General features: G+C 61.7%; 12 protein-coding genes. 10 read left to right on the top strand and 2 right to left on the bottom strand.

Annotation, left to right across the window (positions count from 1 at the left end; all coding sequences use genetic code 11):
- Window position 1 precedes the first annotated feature (1 nt).
- Window positions 2–421 (bottom strand): Na+/H+ antiporter subunit B, encoded by a 420-nt coding sequence (locus E2K80_RS00700; protein ID WP_135376423.1) that lies wholly within the window; start codon window positions 419–421, stop codon window positions 2–4.
- On the bottom strand, window positions 421–2,727 hold the full coding sequence (locus tag E2K80_RS00695; RefSeq protein ID WP_135371823.1) for a putative monovalent cation/H+ antiporter subunit A: 2,307 nt from the start codon (window positions 2,725–2,727) through the stop codon (window positions 421–423). The genes E2K80_RS00700 and E2K80_RS00695 overlap by 1 nt, the downstream gene beginning before the upstream one ends.
- A gap of 194 nt (window positions 2,728–2,921) precedes the next feature.
- Here E2K80_RS00695 and E2K80_RS00690 point away from each other — a divergent pair, with 194 nt between their 5' ends.
- The 10 genes from E2K80_RS00690 to E2K80_RS00645 all read left to right on the top strand — a co-directional run bounded on the left by E2K80_RS00690 (window position 2,922) and on the right by E2K80_RS00645 (window position 15,418).
- Window positions 2,922–3,851, top strand: coding sequence for a hydrogen peroxide-inducible genes activator (locus tag E2K80_RS00690; protein WP_238475602.1), 930 nt, complete (start codon window positions 2,922–2,924; stop codon window positions 3,849–3,851).
- A gap of 80 nt (window positions 3,852–3,931) precedes the next feature.
- Entirely contained in the window at window positions 3,932–4,783 is an 852-nt protein-coding gene (locus tag E2K80_RS00685) for an Ldh family oxidoreductase (RefSeq protein ID WP_135371821.1), read from the top strand.
- Window positions 4,784–4,798: 15 nt separating this feature from the next.
- Complete coding sequence (locus E2K80_RS00680) at window positions 4,799–5,764, top strand: LysR family transcriptional regulator (RefSeq protein ID WP_135371819.1); 966 nt, start codon at window positions 4,799–4,801, stop codon at window positions 5,762–5,764.
- A 632-nt stretch (window positions 5,765–6,396) separates the two neighbouring features.
- On the top strand, window positions 6,397–8,331 hold the full coding sequence (gene acs / locus E2K80_RS00675) for an acetate--CoA ligase (RefSeq protein ID WP_274379242.1): 1,935 nt from the start codon (window positions 6,397–6,399) through the stop codon (window positions 8,329–8,331).
- Window positions 8,332–8,343: 12 nt separating this feature from the next.
- Window positions 8,344–8,742 carry an adenylate kinase family protein gene (locus E2K80_RS00670; protein WP_135371815.1) on the top strand — a complete coding sequence of 133 codons (399 nt, stop codon included), beginning with the start codon at window positions 8,344–8,346 and terminating at the stop codon, window positions 8,740–8,742.
- Between the two features lie 102 nt (window positions 8,743–8,844).
- Entirely contained in the window at window positions 8,845–9,102 is a 258-nt protein-coding gene (locus E2K80_RS00665) for a DUF4212 domain-containing protein (protein ID WP_135371813.1), read from the top strand.
- Between the two features lie 16 nt (window positions 9,103–9,118).
- Window positions 9,119–10,888 (top strand): sodium:solute symporter family protein, encoded by a 1,770-nt coding sequence (locus E2K80_RS00660; RefSeq protein ID WP_135371811.1) that lies wholly within the window; start codon window positions 9,119–9,121, stop codon window positions 10,886–10,888.
- 102 nt (window positions 10,889–10,990) lie between these two features.
- The gene (locus E2K80_RS00655; protein ID WP_135371809.1) at window positions 10,991–12,805 is read left to right on the top strand and encodes a DUF294 nucleotidyltransferase-like domain-containing protein; all 1,815 of its coding nucleotides are present in this window, start codon (window positions 10,991–10,993) and stop codon (window positions 12,803–12,805) included.
- Between the two features lie 36 nt (window positions 12,806–12,841).
- Window positions 12,842–13,366 (top strand): hypothetical protein, encoded by a 525-nt coding sequence (locus tag E2K80_RS00650; protein WP_135371807.1) that lies wholly within the window; start codon window positions 12,842–12,844, stop codon window positions 13,364–13,366.
- A 54-nt stretch (window positions 13,367–13,420) separates the two neighbouring features.
- Window positions 13,421–15,418: a 3'-5' exonuclease gene (locus tag E2K80_RS00645; protein WP_135371805.1), complete on the top strand. Its 1,998-nt coding sequence runs from the start codon at window positions 13,421–13,423 to the stop codon at window positions 15,416–15,418.
- Window positions 15,419–15,438: the final 20 nt, after the last annotated feature.

The following is a 15,438-nucleotide window of genomic DNA, read 5'->3' as shown; positions in this document are numbered from 1 at the left end:
CTCAGACCTCCTCTTCCAGGGCCAGCACAATGGTCAGGATCGCCCCGAACACCACCAGATACACCCCGATATCGAAGACCAGAACCGAACTGACCGGCAGGCCCTTGTCCTCATCGGTGCCACCAATGAACAGCCATTGCCCGGTAAAGAACGCATCGCCGAAAATCGCCGCGAAAACGCCCGCGGCCAGGGCAATCCCCAACCCGGTCATGGCGATATTCTGCGGCTCCACCCTCAGCGCCGCGCGGGTGGCCGCACATCCATGGGCGATGGTGTAAAGCACAAACCCCGTGGCCCCGATCAACCCGCCGATAAAGCCGCCGCCGGGCAGGTTATGTCCGCGAAGCAGCATATAGACGGAGAACAGCAGCAACAGCGCCACAAGCAGCCGCGTGGCCGCGTTCAGGATAACGGAGTTCATCATCTCTCCTCCTCCGTCCCGGGCGCAGGTTTCCGGTAATAGGTGCCGCGCAGCAGCGCATAGGCCGCCAGCGCCGCGATCACGACCACGGCAATCTCACCAAACGTGTCCAGGGCCCGGAAATCCACCAGGATCACGTTTACGATGTTGCGGCCATGGGCCTCGGGCCAGCTTGCGATCTCGAAGTAATCGGTCAGGCGGCGGTCGATATCGCCTTGCAACACGGCGATCAGAACCACGGTTGTGATCAGGCCCACAGCCACTGACAGGCCCATATGCCAGGGCCGCCGGTCACGGGTGCCGGTCGGGTCAAGATGCGGCAGTTTCAGCATCGCCACAGCCACCAGAACCACCACCAGCGTTTCCACCAGCAATTGCGTGATCGCCACATCCGGCGCACTGAACATCAGAAAGATCAGCGCAACCCCGATGCCGACAACGCCAAGGGATGCAATCGCGGTCATCCGGCTGTTGGTGGCCGCCGTCAGGATCGAACCTGCGGCGACAAAGACCAGCACCGCCCAGTGTTTGAACAACAGCCCGTCCAGTTCTGCCGCCAGATCCAGATCGAAATCCAGCGCCCCCCGCGCCCAGATCGTCGCGCCGATCGCCAGCCCCAGCGTGGCAAAGACCACAAACAGGTAGCGCTGCAACACACCGGATTGCAGATGCCCGGTCTGCCAGGCGGCCAGCGCTTTCAGCCCGTCCAGCAACCGGTCCCAGCCCGGGTCGAATTTGACCGGATTGGCCTCAAACAGCCGGGCCAGCCAAAGCCGCAGGGGCCGATGGATCGCATAGATCCCGGCACCGGCGGCGAAAGTGGCAAGCGACAGAAGGAAAGCCGTGTTCACCTCGCGGAACAGGTAGAGATCAACAGCAACCGACGGGTCACCATAAACCGCCCAGGTGCCGGGCGCGACCAGCCAGGCCTCTATCGTGTCGGGGAAAAGCCCGAAATACAGGCTGAGCCCGGCCAGTATCAGCGGCCCTGTCAACATCGCAACCGGCCCTTCCCGGGCCGGGCGCGGGGTTTCGGCAAGCGGACCGAAGAACGGGCGAAGCGCCACGATACCCGCCACGGCGAACATCAGCGCGCTGGCGACAAAGGCCGCACCGGTGACCCAGATCATCCCCTGATCCAGGCTCAGACCGGCCTTGTAGAGAAACTCTTTTCCGATGAAACCGATCAGCGGCGGAATGCCCGCCATGGACAGGGCAGCGATGATTGCGACCACAGCCGTGACCGGCATCTTCCGCCCCAGCCCGCTGAGCGTATCCGCATCCCGGGTGCCGGTGGCATGATCGACAATCCCGATCATCAGGAACAGCGCCGCCTTATACAGTGAATGCACCACCAGAAACAGCATCATCGCCTTGATCGCGGCACTGCTGCCCGCGCCGATAAACAGGGTCAGCGTGCCCAGCGCCATCAGCGTTGTGTAGGCCAGCACCTGCTTGATATCGGTCTGCCGCAGGGCCAGCACACTGGCAAAGACAGCAGTGACCCCGCCGAACAGGACCAGCATCCAGAACCAGAATTCCGTACCGCCCAGTGCCGGGGTCATCCGCGCCATCAGAAACACCCCCGCCTTCACCATGGTCGCCGAATGCAGATAGGCGGATACCGGCGTTGGCGCGGCCATCGCGTTTGGCAGCCAGAAATGAAACGGGAATTGCGCGGATTTCGTAAAGGCGCCCGCCAGAAACAGGATCACAATCGGCAGGTAAAGCGGATGGGCACGGATCAGATCGCCCCGGCTCGACACCACGGACAGGTCAAATGACCCCGCCACATTGCCCAGCAGAATGATACCCGCCAGGAGCGCCAGACCGCCGGTGCCCGTCACCAGCAGCGCCTGCAGGGCGGAGCGGCGCGATTTAGCCTCGTCCGAATTGAACCCGATCAGCAGGTAGGACGAGATCGTCGTCACCTCCCAGAACACAAACAACCCGATCAGGTTATCCGCCAGAACCAACCCCAGCATGCCGAACATGAACGCCATCAGAAACAGCACGAAACGCGGATATTCCGGGTGGTTTCCCAGGTATTTCGAGGAATAAAGCGTCACCAGCGCCCCGATCCCGCTGATCAGAAGCGCGAATGTCAGGCTCAACCCGTCCAGCATGATCGACAGCCGAATGCCCAGCGAGGGCACCCAGTCATAGGCCCAGAGCAGAACCTCGCCCGCAGCGATGGCCGGTACGAATTGCACCAGCCAGGCACATATCGCCGCCGGGATCGCAATTGCCACCCATCCCGCGGGTCCGCCCGCCAGACGGGGCACCTCACCTGCTGTCTCTGCCACGTTTCCGCGTTTCCTTTTCGTCCGGGGAAGATCACCCCCGCCCGCACCGATCAGGGCAATGTCAGGCCGCCCCGGTCAGGCGCGCCCGAATACCCGTATGTTTCCTGTATCCAATTGTCAGGGGACAGATAAAGCCCCCTTGCTGATTGAGCAAATCGAAATTAAACATGTTTTTGATAGTTATTTCCGATCACATGCGCCTCATGCCCACCCTGCAACAACTCCGGTATCTGGTCGCCGTGGCCGATACACTGCATTTTCGCCGGGCGGCGGAACGGACCCATGTGACCCAACCCACCCTGTCCGGTCAGTTGAAACAGCTTGAGACCAAACTGGGCACGCAACTGGTTGAACGGTCGCGCAGCCGGGTGGTGCTGACCCCCACCGGCGCCGGGGTCGCCGCCCGCGCCCGGGCGATCCTGCGGGATGTGGCGGATATCGAGGAGATCGCCAAACAGGGCCGGCACCCGCTTGACGGCACAATCCGTGTCGGCGTGGTGCAATCGCTTGGCTCCTACCTGTTGCCACTGGTGATCCCCGATCTGCATGCCAGCCAGCCGGATCTCAAGCTCTATGTCCGCGAGGGGCCGGCCAATGATCTGCTGACACGTATTGACGAGGGCAGTCTCGACCTGCTGTTCTTCCCCCTGCCCGCCCCGGGATCAGAGCTGGAAACCGCGCGCCTGTTCCGCGAGCCCCTGCTGGCCGTCACCGCCACCGATCATCCCCTGACCGACAAACCCCGGATTTCCCGTGACGATCTGAAAGGGGAAACCATCCTGACCCTGGAACCGGGCCATCGGCTGCATGCGCAGGTCAGGCAGATCTGCACCGATACGGGCGCGCAGCTTAGCCTGGATTACGAGGCCACATCGCTTGACACGATCCGGCAGATGGTGGCCATGGGCCTTGGCATCTCCCTGCTGCCGGCGCTTTATGTCCGCTCGGAAGTGACACAGAACACATTGGTCACCTCACGCCCGCTGACCGGGCCGGTGCCGTTCCGATCCATCGGGATGGTCTGGCGCAAAACCGCCGCAAGGGGGGAGGCCTTTGTGGAACTGGCCCGGATCCTGCGTCGCATCCTGCGGGCAAATGCGCCGGATGTGACCGTCATTGAGTGACCGCCAGCGGGCCCACCCGCAACGGGCATAGCGGCCCGGCGGGATTGACGGCGGCGGAGTCCCTGATGAAAGAATAACCCATGAGCGAAATTCTCGGCCTGGATGATGTAGAGGCTCTCACCTGCGACACGTTGCGACGGGCCGGGGCCAGCGATCTGGCCGCAGGATCGGTTGCCCGCGCGATCCGAATGGCTGAACGCGACGGGCTGCGCGAGCACGGGTTGCGGCAGGTGCCTGCCTATGTGGAACACCTGCTCTGCGGCACAATTGCTGGGCGGGCCGAACCAGAACTCAGACATGTAAAACCGGCCGCAATCCGCGTCGATGCAGGCGCGGGCTTTGCAGATCCGGCCATGGAGGCAGGCTTTGATGCCTTGATCAAAGGCGCGGATGATCAGGGCATGGCCGCAATGACCGTCTTCAACGGCTATGGCTGCGGCTTTCCGGGGCACCCTGCCGAAAGGATTGCCGAAGCCGGGATGCTGGGCCTGTGTTTCACCAACGCGCCCGCCCGGATCGCCGCTTTGGGTGAGCCTGACCCGATGGCGGGCCCGGCCCGGTTCGCGCTTGGCGTGCCCGGCGGCCCGCATCACGATGCGCGCGTCATTGTCATGCCCGCCAGCGCAATGGCGACAGCGGGTGCATTTGACATCGGCCTGATGGCACAGATATGCGCCACCTGTCTGGCGGGTGTGCCGGTAAGCCGTGATGTGGCTGCGATTGATCCTCTTGGCACGCCACCCCTGAGCGGGCATTGTTGTATCGCAATTGAGACCGGGGCGTTGTCAGGCGGCGCATTTATGGCACATATGGCCAGGTTGACCGCCACGCCCAGGGGCATTGACCTGCCGGGTCGCAAGGCACGGGCGCTGGCCGAGACCAATGGGGTGGCGGTGCCACAGGACCTTCTGGAGCGGATCATCAACGCATGACCGGGGAGCCGTAAGATGAGCGAAAGCACCCTGAAAGGCGTGTCGATCCGGGGGTTGGAGGTGTTTGAAGCGCTGGCGCAGACCGGATCGGTCGCCAGCGCCGCCGACAGGCTGGGGATGAGCGCACCCGCGGTCTCGCAACAGTTGAAGAATCTGGACGCGGTTCTGGGGGTTGACCTGATTGACCATTCCCGGCGGCCCATGACCCTGACACCGGCAGGACGGCTGTTTCTCAAACGGGTCGAGACAGCACTTTCGGCGCTTCGCATGGGGCAACGCGATGTGGTGGCGCTGGATCTGTCCGGTCTGTCCTCCCTGCGTATGGGTGTGATCGAGGATTTCGAGAATGAGGTGACACCCACCCTGACCTCGCGCCTGGCCGAAACGATGCAAAGCTGCGCCTTTCACCTTGAGACCGGCGCCAGCCATGCCATACAGGCCCGGATCGGCGCCCGCGAACTGGATATCGCGATCTGTGCTGCCGGGCGCAGCGCGCCTTCCAACACAAGGGCTCATCTATTGTTGAATGACCCTTATATTCTTGCCGTCCCGCGCGGCACCAATGTGTCCGGCGGGCTGGATGCGCTTTCAGACATGGCGTTTCTGCGCCGTGATATGAACCAGATCATGGGCAAACAGATCGAGGATTATCTGGGTCGGCACGGGTGGATCCCCCCACAGCGTTTCGAGATGGACAGCAATCAATCCATCAGCGCGCTGGTTGCAGGCGGACAGGGCTGGACGATCACCACACCGCTCAGCCTGCTGCGGGCCGGACGCTTTGCCGCCGGGATCGAGGCCCATTCCCTGCCCGATGGCGGGATCGCGCGACAGATCGTGCTTTATGCCAGCGAGGACTGGACCGGGGACATTCCGGCGCAGATCGCCCGGATCGCGCGGGAATTGATCGCCCTGCATTTCATCACACCGGGCCTGACGGCGATGCCCTGGCTGGCCCCGGAGTTCGTCGTGCTGGATTAGGGTTGGGGCGGAGCGAGGGGCCAGCCCCTCGCGCTCCCCGGCGTATTTGAGACAAGGAGAAAGGGCGGGATGGCGTTTGTGTCGGGGGGCCAACTCAATCGGGGGATTGAGGATTATGCCGCGCTGCCGCGTGACATTGTTGGGACGTGCAGATGAGATGTCGGGTTCCGATTATGGGAACTCGTTGATCCGGCATTGTTATTTCTCAATTTTGTAAATTAATTTACATTTTCTGCACCGCGACATGAAAATCCGTTACAGAAAAATCATTTCCCCTCAGTAACATGTTCTTACTTTAACGGATTCCTGTACTCTCGCCCCAACCGGTTTCGGGCCTTGGGCAGCGCTGCTGCGCATAGGGGCGGAACCGGGGATCAAGGGCCGATATGGCAGCGCGATCTGGGAGGTATCGCCCCATTTGGCGCTGCGGGAACGCAGGGAGGTCCGGGAGACGGTTGGGGAGGCTGACCATTACATTCGGCCCGTATGACAGGGCCCGGCCAGTGGCCGCGCGGGCAATCCGGCGCGGGCTGGCCGAAACGGCGCAGCGCGCAGGCCTGTCCAGGGCCAGCCACGGTTCAGCGTGTTGCACCAATGGGATCAGAACCGTGACCTCTTGAGGGAGAGAGATGTTGCCCAAAGGCACCCCCGATCTGCTGCAAAACCCCCATATTGATGCCGCCCGCTATGAAGAGATGTATGCCGCCTCGATCAACGATCCCGATGGGTTCTGGGGTGAACATGGCAAGCGGATCGACTGGATCAAGCCTTATACGAAGGTAAAGAACACCTCATTCGCGCATGAGGATGTCCATGTCAGCTGGTATGAGGATGGCACGCTGAATGTTGCCGCCAATTGCATCGACCGGCATCTGGTGACCCGCGGCGATCAGACCGCGATTATTTTCGAGCCGGACAATCCCGATGAAGCCGCCCAACACATCACCTATGCCCAACTGGCGCGCGAGGTCGGCACCTTCGCCAATGTGCTGAAGGATTGCGGCATCCAGAAAGGCGACCGGGTTGTTCTGTATCTGCCGATGATCCCCGAGGCGGCCTATGCGATGCTGGCCTGCGCGCGGATCGGCGCGATCCATTCCATCGTCTTTGCGGGTTTTTCACCTGATGCGCTTGGTGCGCGGATCAACGGGTCGGGCGCCAAGCTGGTCATCACATCCGATGGCGCGCCGCGCGGGGGCCGGGTCACCGAGTTGAAGGACAATGTCAACAAGGCCCTGCTGCACAATGTGATCGACACCAGATGTCTGGTCGTCAAACGCACCGGCGAACAGGTGGCCTGGGTTGGCGGGCGCGACATCTGGTATGAGGATGTGGCCGGGCGCGTCAGCAGCGACTGCCCGCCGGAAGAGATGAGTGCCGAAGACCCGCTTTTCGTGCTGTACACATCCGGGTCAACCGGGCAGCCCAAGGGCGTGGTGCACACCACCGGCGGGTATCTGGTCTATGCCTCGATGACCCATGAATATGTCTTTGACTATCATGATGGCGATGTTTTCTGGTGTACCGCCGATGTGGGCTGGGTCACCGGGCACAGCTATATCGTCTATGGCCCGCTGGCCAATGGCGCGACAACGCTGATGTTCGAAGGCGTGCCCACCTATCCCGATGCGGGTCGGTTCTGGGCGGTGTGCGAGAAACACAAGGTCAGCCAGTTCTACACCGCACCCACCGCCATTCGCGCGCTGATGGGTCAGGGTGCGGAATTTGTCGAGAAATACGACCTGTCCAGCCTGAAGCTTCTTGGCACTGTCGGGGAGCCGATCAACCCGGAGGCCTGGAACTGGTATAATCAACATGTCGGCAAGGGCCGCTGCCCGATCGTCGACACCTGGTGGCAGACCGAAACCGGCGGCCATATGATGACCCCCCTGCCCGGCGCCCATGAGCTGAAACCCGGCGCCGCGCAGAAACCGTTCTTTGGTGTGAAACCACTGGTTCTGGACCCCACAACCGGAGAGATCATCGACGGGGACGGGGTTGAAGGTGTTCTGGTCATCGCCGACAGCTGGCCGGGCCAGATGCGGACGGTCTATGGCGACCATGAGAGGTTCGTGAAGACCTATTTCAGCGATTACAAAGGCTATTATTTCTCGGGCGATGGCTGCCGCCGCGACGAGGATGGCGAGTATTGGATCACCGGCCGGGTGGATGATGTGATCAATGTCTCGGGCCACCGGATGGGCACCGCCGAGGTGGAAAGCGCCCTGGTCGCCCATGAGACCGTCAGCGAGGCTGCCGTGGTGGGCTATCCGCACTCGGTCAAGGGTCAGGGCATCTATTGCTATGTCACGCTGATGAATGACGAAACCCCGTCAGATGCGCTGAAGAAAGCCCTGTCTGACTGGGTCCGCCGCGAGATCGGACCGATTGCAAAACCCGATGTCATCCAATGGGCTCCGGGCCTGCCCAAGACCCGGTCGGGCAAGATCATGCGCCGCATCCTGCGCAAGATCGCCGAGAATGATTTCGGGTCGCTTGGCGATACCTCGACCCTTGCCGATCCGTCCGTGGTGGATGATCTGATCGCAAATCGTGAAACCATGTAAGGGGCCGGGAGGATGAACGAGACCATAACCCGCCCTGTGAACCTGATCGTGCCGGGCCCGCCCGGGGCCGGCAAAGGCACACAGGCCCGGATGCTGGAGGCGCTGCTGAGTGCGAAAAACCAGAAGATCGACGCGGCCATCAGCCTGAAAGTGGATGATGAAGCGATGGTGGCCCGGGTCGCCGGGCGCTATACCTGCTGCGACACATGCGGCGGCAGCGCCTTCAAACGGCGCCCGGATCACAATGCCGAAACCGTCCGCACATGTCTGACCGCCTATCACGCGCAACCCGCGCCGCTGATTGAATATTACCGCACACGCAACGCAATGTCCGAGATGCCCGGCATGGGCGCCATCAAGGACATCGCAGCCAATCTGGACGCCATCGTCGGGAAACTGACCATGGCGTAAATCGCATTCGCCGCGGCCCGGACCGGTGATCGGGTGGCGGCGGGTACCTTGCCGGTCGGATCAAGGAGGGTCTGGCGGGCATTCATTCGAAGGGAGTAAGCAATGGCGGAAGAGCCAAACAACAACGCATACTGGTCTGCGAATATCCGACTGGTCACCATATGCCTGGTGATCTGGGCGGTTGTTTCGTACGGCTTTGGCATCCTGCTGCGCCCGACGCTGTCGGGCATCGCGGTCGGCGGAACGGATTTGGGCTTCTGGTTTGCCCAGCAAGGCTCCATTCTCGTGTTTCTTGTCCTCATCTTCTTCTACGCCTGGCGTATGAACAAGATCGACAAGGAACATGGGGTGGACGAATAAGGGGCGGACCTGAACCATGGAACAAACAACACTAAACATTATCGTCGTGGGGCTGTCATTCGCGCTCTACTTCGGTATCGCGATCTGGGCCCGTGCCGGGTCAACCTCGGAATTCTACGCCGCTGGCCGCGGTGTGAATCCGGTGATCAACGGGATGGCCACCGCCGCTGACTGGATGTCGGCCGCGTCCTTCATCTCGATGGCAGGTCTGATTGCCTTTGTCGGATACAATAACAGCTCGTTCCTGATGGGCTGGACCGGCGGCTATGTTCTGATGGCGCTTCTGCTGGCCCCGTATTTGCGTAAATTCGGCAAGTTCACCGTGCCCGAGTTCATCGGCGATCGCTACTACTCCAACACCGCGCGCGTGGTGGCAGTGGTCTGTCTGATCGTGATCTCGACCACCTATGTGATCGGGCAGATGGCAGGCGCCGGTGTGGCGTTCTCCCGCTTTCTTGAAGTGGAAAACACCACGGGTCTGGTCATCGCGTCCTGCGTTGTGGCGGTTTATGCCATTCTGGGCGGCATGAAGGGCATCACCTATACCCAGGTGGCGCAGTATTGCGTTCTGATCATCGCCTATACGATCCCCGCAATCTTCATCTCACTGCAACTGACCGGCAATCCGATCCCGGGTCTGGGCCTGTTCTCGACCCATACGGCCTCGGGCGCGCCGCTGTTGCAGACACTGGACAGGATTGTGACGGATCTGGGCTTCAACCAGTACACGGCACAAAGTTCGCCGGTCAACATGGCGCTGTTCACCCTGTCGCTGATGATCGGTACGGCGGGTCTGCCCCATGTGATCATCCGCTTCTTCACGGTTCCGAAAGTGTCGGATGCGCGCTGGTCCGCGGGCTGGGCACTGGTGTTCATTGCGCTTTTGTATCTGACGGCCCCGGCTGTTGGTGCGATGGCGCGTCTGAACATCATGACCACCATGTGGCCTGAAGGTGTGCAGGGCGAAGCCGTGTCCACGGATGAATTGCCCGACTGGTTCAGCACCTGGGAGGTTACCGGCCTTCTGGCGGTTGAAGACAAGAACGGCGACGGTCGCATCCAGTACTATAACGATGGCAATGAAGACATGCAGGCCCTCGCGGCCGAGCGTGGCTGGGAAGGCAATGAGCTTGTCACATTCAACCGTGACATCCTTGTGCTGGCCAACCCGGAGATTGCCAATCTGCCGGGCTGGGTGATCGCCCTGATCGCCGCCGGTGGTCTGGCGGCAGCGCTGTCGACGGCAGCGGGTCTGTTGCTGGCGATTTCATCTGCCATCTCGCACGATCTGATCAAATCGACCCTGAACCCGAATATCTCGGAAAAGGGCGAGTTGATGGCGGCACGCATTTCGATGCTTGTGGCGATCATAGTGGCAACCTGGCTGGGGCTTAACCCGCCCGGGTTCGCGGCGCAGGTTGTGGCGCTGGCCTTTGGTCTTGCGGCGGCATCGCTGTTCCCGACGCTGATGATGGGTATCTTCTCCAAGCGGATGAACTCCGCCGGGGCGGTTGCGGGTATGCTGGCCGGTCTTCTGGTCACCTGCCTGTATCTGTTCACCTATCTGGGATGGTTCTTCATCCCCGGCACCAACATGCTGGACAATACCTCGGCCAACTACCTGTTCGGTATTCCGCCAGCCTCGTTCGGCCCGATCGGCGCCCTGTGCAACTTCGCGGCGGCCTATGTGGTCTCGCGGATGACGGCAGAACCGCCGCAGGATATCCAGGATCTGGTTGAAAGCATCCGTGTCCCGAAAGGGGCCGGTGCGGCCGCCGATCACTAGGGGATCGCTCCAATAGGGCCTGCGACACCGTGGGCCCTATCAGAATATGGGCGCATCCCGCCTGATCGGGATGCGCCTTTTCTTCACCGAAGGTTGAAACTGATGACTATCGACCTTGCCACGCTTCTGACACAGACACATCCCTATGACGGCCTGCCGCCAGAGGATCAGGCGCAACTGGCCGGCGAGTTGTCAGAGCAGCGCTTTGACAAGGATCAGGTCATCTATCAGATCGGCCGGCAGCAGCAGTCGCTGTATCTGATCCTTGAAGGTCGGGTCGATATCACCGATGCCGCCGGAGAACTGGTTTCGATCCTTGGCCCCAGAAATTCCTTTGGCGAACGTGGCCTGATGAAAGACGGCATCGCCGCCACCACCGCCACCGCCGCTGAACCCTGCACACTTGTGCTGATCCCCACCGCAACCTTCCACCGGATTGTCAGCGATCATCCCTCCGTCAAACGCTTCTTTGACCGGACCCGGCCCGCCACCTCACGCAGGCATGACCTGACAACGATGGCCCTGGCCGAGGTGATGACACCTACACCGCTGACCTGCCCGCCCGAAACCTCGCTGATCGAGGCGGCCCGGCTGATGCGCGACCATGCCGTGTCTTGCCTGATCATCACCAGGAACAATGTGCCGGATGGCATTCTGACCACCCGCGACCTGACCAACAAGGCCCTGGCCGAGGGGCTGCCCTATGACACGCCCGTGACCCGGGTCATGACCGCCGATCCCGTCACCCTGCCGCCCACCGCCCTTGTTGCGGATGTGCTGCACGCGATGATTGAACGGGGTATCACCCATATGCCCGTGGTCGATGGCGGCAAGCTTGTCGGCATCCTGACCCAGACCGATCTGACCCGGATTCAGGCGACCTCTTCTGATGCGCTGATCCGCGACATCACACAAGCCGTCAATCGCGCCGAATTGGCACAGATCGTGGGCCGCATCCCCCAGCTGCTGGTGCAGCTTGTGGGCGCCGATAACCCGCATCAGGTTGTCACCCGCCTGATCACCGATATCGGTGATGCCACCACCCGGCGGCTTCTGGCGATGGCCGAAGACAGGTTTGGGCCCCCGCCCGTGCCCTATCTCTGGCTGGCCTGCGGCAGTCAGGGCCGTCAGGAACAGACCGGCGTGTCGGATCAGGACAATTGCCTGATCCTCGACGATACCGCAACGGTCGAGGATGACCGCTATTTCGCCGCGCTGGCCAAATTCGTCTCGGACGGGCTGGACGAGGCGGGATATTTCTATTGCCCCGGCGACATGATGGCGACAAACCCGAAATGGCGGCAACCGCTGCGCGTCTGGCGACAGTATTTCAACGGCTGGATCACCACCCCCGATCCCGAGGCGCAGATGCTGGCCAGCGTCATGTATGATCTGCGCCCGATCGGCGGGCAGCACAGCCTGTTTGCGGGCCTGCAGGAAGACACGCTTGCCAAATCCGCCAGAAACAGCATTTTTGTGGCGCATATGGTCTCCAACTCGCTGAAACACACGCCGCCGCTTGGCCTGCTTCGGGGCTTTGCCACCGTGCGTTCGGGGGAACACAAGAACACCATTGATCTGAAACATAACGGCGTTGTTCCCGTCGTCGATTTGGGCCGCATCTATGCCTTGAGAGGCCAGTTGACACAGGCGAACACCCGCGCACGTCTGGCGGCGGCGATGGAAGCGGGCATCATCTCGACTGCGGGCGGGCGGGATCTGATCGACGCCTATGACATGATCGCCGATACACGGCTGGCCCATCAGGCCGAACAGATCAAACGCAGCGAAGCCCCTGATAACTTCATGGCCCCCGCAACCTTGAGCGATTTTGAACGCAGTCACCTGCGCGACGCCTTTGTGGTTATCAAAACCATGCAATCCGCCGCCGGATCGCGCAGCGGACCTTTGAGTTGATAAAAAAGTCTGAACTGACAGAAAAAGAGTGCGCCGATGTTCTACACCCTGATCGCAACCCTATGTGCCGGGATCGCAGGCGCCGGTCTGGTGATGCTGCTCAGAACCGTGTTGAAAGGCCGGGTGCCGAAATGGGCCACACCGGTTGCCGCAGGCGCCGCGATGATCGCCGCAACCATCGGCAGCGAATATGCCTGGTATGAAACCTCGGCGGATGCGCTGCCCGAGGGGATGGAGATTGTGGCCACCCGCGAAAACCAGTCCTGGTATCGGCCCTGGACATACCTTTCGCCCTATATCGACGGGTTTGTCGCGGTCGATCTTCTGTCAGTGCGTACAAATCAGGCCGCCCCCGGCCTGCATTTGCTGAATGTGTATGTCTTTGGCCGCTGGTCTGCCGCCACCGAGATTCCGTCACTGGTCGATTGCGATCAGAACCGCCGCGCCACCATTATCGACGGGATCATCTTTGACGAGGATGGCACACCGCAGAATGTTCAGTGGCAGGATGCAGACGAGACTGACGAGCTGATCATCGCCGTCTGTGCGGAGGCCAACTGAACCGACCCGGCCGGGAGGGGCCGACACGCGCGGGACAGAGGAGGCCCGCAGCCCATGTTCACCCATCTCAGCCTGCGCCTGCGCATCTTCATTTTCTTTGCCGCTCTGGCCTGCGGGGCCGCGCTGCTTGTGCTTGGCGGGCTGACCCTTGGCTATACACGCCTGGGCGAGGATCACGCGCTGTCCTCTTTCGTGATTGCGGGTGTGGTGGCCGTGTTTGCGGTTGTCGCGCTGATCACCTGGGTCTGGGTTCTGTTTGACGAATATATCGCCCGCCCTGTGGAACGTCTGGCCGCCGATATGCGCGCCCGTGCCCATGCAGGCGTTGGCCATGATATCGACCATGCACCGGCGCGGTATCTGGGCGATCTGGCCCCGGCAGCGGCAGCCGTGGCCGCGAACCTGACCGAGGCGCGCAATGCCATGGCGCTGTCCATCGGGCGTGAAACCGCCCGGCTGGGGTTGGAGAAAACCCGACTGGAAACCTTGCTGGCCGAGGTGCCCGACGGGGTGTTGTTCTGCACACCGGATCATGTGGTGGTGCTGTATAACGGGCAGGCACGGGAGATATTGGAGGATCACCCGGCACTTGGCCTGAACCGGCCTTTGTCTGGCGTTCTGTTACCCGGCCCGATACGGCAGGCCTATGACAGGCTGCTGGCCGCCGAGGCCCGCGAGGGCGCGGATATCCTTTGTGCCACCCGGGCGGGCGCAAAACTTCTGGCCGCCCGGATACGGCTGATGTGGCTGGAAGGGCAGGAAACCAAACGCCCCGGCTATATCCTCAGCCTGCAGGACGTGACCGGCGATTTGCAGGTGCAGGCGGAACGCGCCCATCTATTGAACGATCTTCTGGATGAGGTGGACCGGGCCTTGCCGGATCTGCCTGCCGATATTCCTGCCGTGCAGGCTTTGGCAGCGCGCGCCGCCGAAACCGCCCGCCGCAAAGCCCTGACCGACACCGAATGGTGGCCGAAAGAGGCGCTGCCAGCCAGCGATCTGGGCATCGCGCTGACCGCCCGTCTGGCCCGCAAAGGGATTACACTCACCACCGATCTGCCCGCCACCACGCTGCGATGTGACGGGTTTGCAATCACCCGGCTGCTGGAACGGCTGGCTCTGGAATGGTCTGTCAAGGATGCCACTGACCTGCAGCTGCGCCTTGTTGAAATCGCTCCGGCCTCGGCCACGCTTGCGCTTTCGGCCAGCGGCGCCCTGCCCGATGCGGATGTTCTGGCACGCGCGCTCGACATCCCGCTCAGCCCCGGTCTGGCGCAATTCACCGGCCGTGATGTGCTGGTGACCCATGCCACACAGCTTGTCACCGCCGCCTCTGGCATGCTGCACCTGACCCTGTCTCGCGCCGACCCGGACCCTGCCATGTCAGCCCGCGCTGTCCTTTATGATTTCGAATTGCTGCATGCGGAGGTGCCAAGGGCAATGTCCGAGGCCATGCTGAAACAGTTGAGCTATGTGGTGTTCGATACGGAGACCACGGGCCTGAACCCGCAGGTGGATGAAATCTGCCAGATCGCTGCGGTGCGGATCGTGAATGGCAAAGTGATTGATGGCGAACGTTTCGATATGCTGGTCAATCCGGGGCGCCGGATTCCGCAAGGCTCGATTGATGTCCATGGGGTGACAAATGAGATGGTCGCCGATGCGGCCCCGGTGGGCGAGGCGCTGAAACGGTTTCACGCCTATGCCAATGGCGCCGTTCTGGTGGCCCATAACGCCCCTTTCGATATGAGCTTTCTGCAACGCCGCGAGACCGAGATCGGCACGCGTTTCGATCAGCCGATACTGGATACGGTGCTGTGTTCGGCCATTCTGTACGGGCAATCGGCGGATCACACGCTGGATGCCTTATGTGAACGGCTGGGAATCCTGATCGCAGAGGCCGACCGGCACACCGCGATCGGCGATGCAATTGGCACGGCAGAGGCGTTTCGAAAGATGATCCCGATGCTGGATGCGGCAGACCTGCCTACATTGGGGGCTACAATAAAGGCATTCGACAAACATAGCCGGCTGATTGCGCATCTGAATTGACGATATGCTGCAAGTGCAGC

This window comes from Rhodophyticola sp. CCM32 (assembly GCF_004751985.1).
In the GTDB taxonomy this organism is placed as follows: Bacteria; Pseudomonadota; Alphaproteobacteria; order Rhodobacterales; family Rhodobacteraceae; genus Rhodophyticola.
Note: the sequence above shows the minus strand (reverse complement) of the source record. Positions and strands in the feature narration are given on the sequence as shown.

What these genes read in the sequence shown, in the direction of transcription:
- E2K80_RS00680 (WP_135371819.1), top strand. Translation starts at nt 4,799, where the DNA reads ATGAGCGAAAGCACCCTGAAAGGCGTGTCGATCCGGGGGTTGGAGGTG.
- E2K80_RS00660 (WP_135371811.1), top strand. Translation starts at nt 9,119, where the DNA reads ATGGAACAAACAACACTAAACATTATCGTCGTGGGGCTGTCATTCGCG.
- E2K80_RS00645 (WP_135371805.1), top strand. Translation starts at nt 13,421, where the DNA reads ATGTTCACCCATCTCAGCCTGCGCCTGCGCATCTTCATTTTCTTTGCC.
- E2K80_RS00650 (WP_135371807.1), top strand. Translation starts at nt 12,842, where the DNA reads ATGTTCTACACCCTGATCGCAACCCTATGTGCCGGGATCGCAGGCGCC.
- E2K80_RS00685 (WP_135371821.1), top strand. Translation starts at nt 3,932, where the DNA reads ATGAGCGAAATTCTCGGCCTGGATGATGTAGAGGCTCTCACCTGCGAC.
- E2K80_RS00700 (WP_135376423.1), bottom strand. Translation starts at nt 421, where the DNA reads ATGAACTCCGTTATCCTGAACGCGGCCACGCGGCTGCTTGTGGCGCTG.
- E2K80_RS00665 (WP_135371813.1), top strand. Translation starts at nt 8,845, where the DNA reads ATGGCGGAAGAGCCAAACAACAACGCATACTGGTCTGCGAATATCCGA.
- E2K80_RS00655 (WP_135371809.1), top strand. Translation starts at nt 10,991, where the DNA reads ATGACTATCGACCTTGCCACGCTTCTGACACAGACACATCCCTATGAC.
- E2K80_RS00690 (WP_238475602.1), top strand. Translation starts at nt 2,922, where the DNA reads ATGCGCCTCATGCCCACCCTGCAACAACTCCGGTATCTGGTCGCCGTG.
- E2K80_RS00670 (WP_135371815.1), top strand. Translation starts at nt 8,344, where the DNA reads ATGAACGAGACCATAACCCGCCCTGTGAACCTGATCGTGCCGGGCCCG.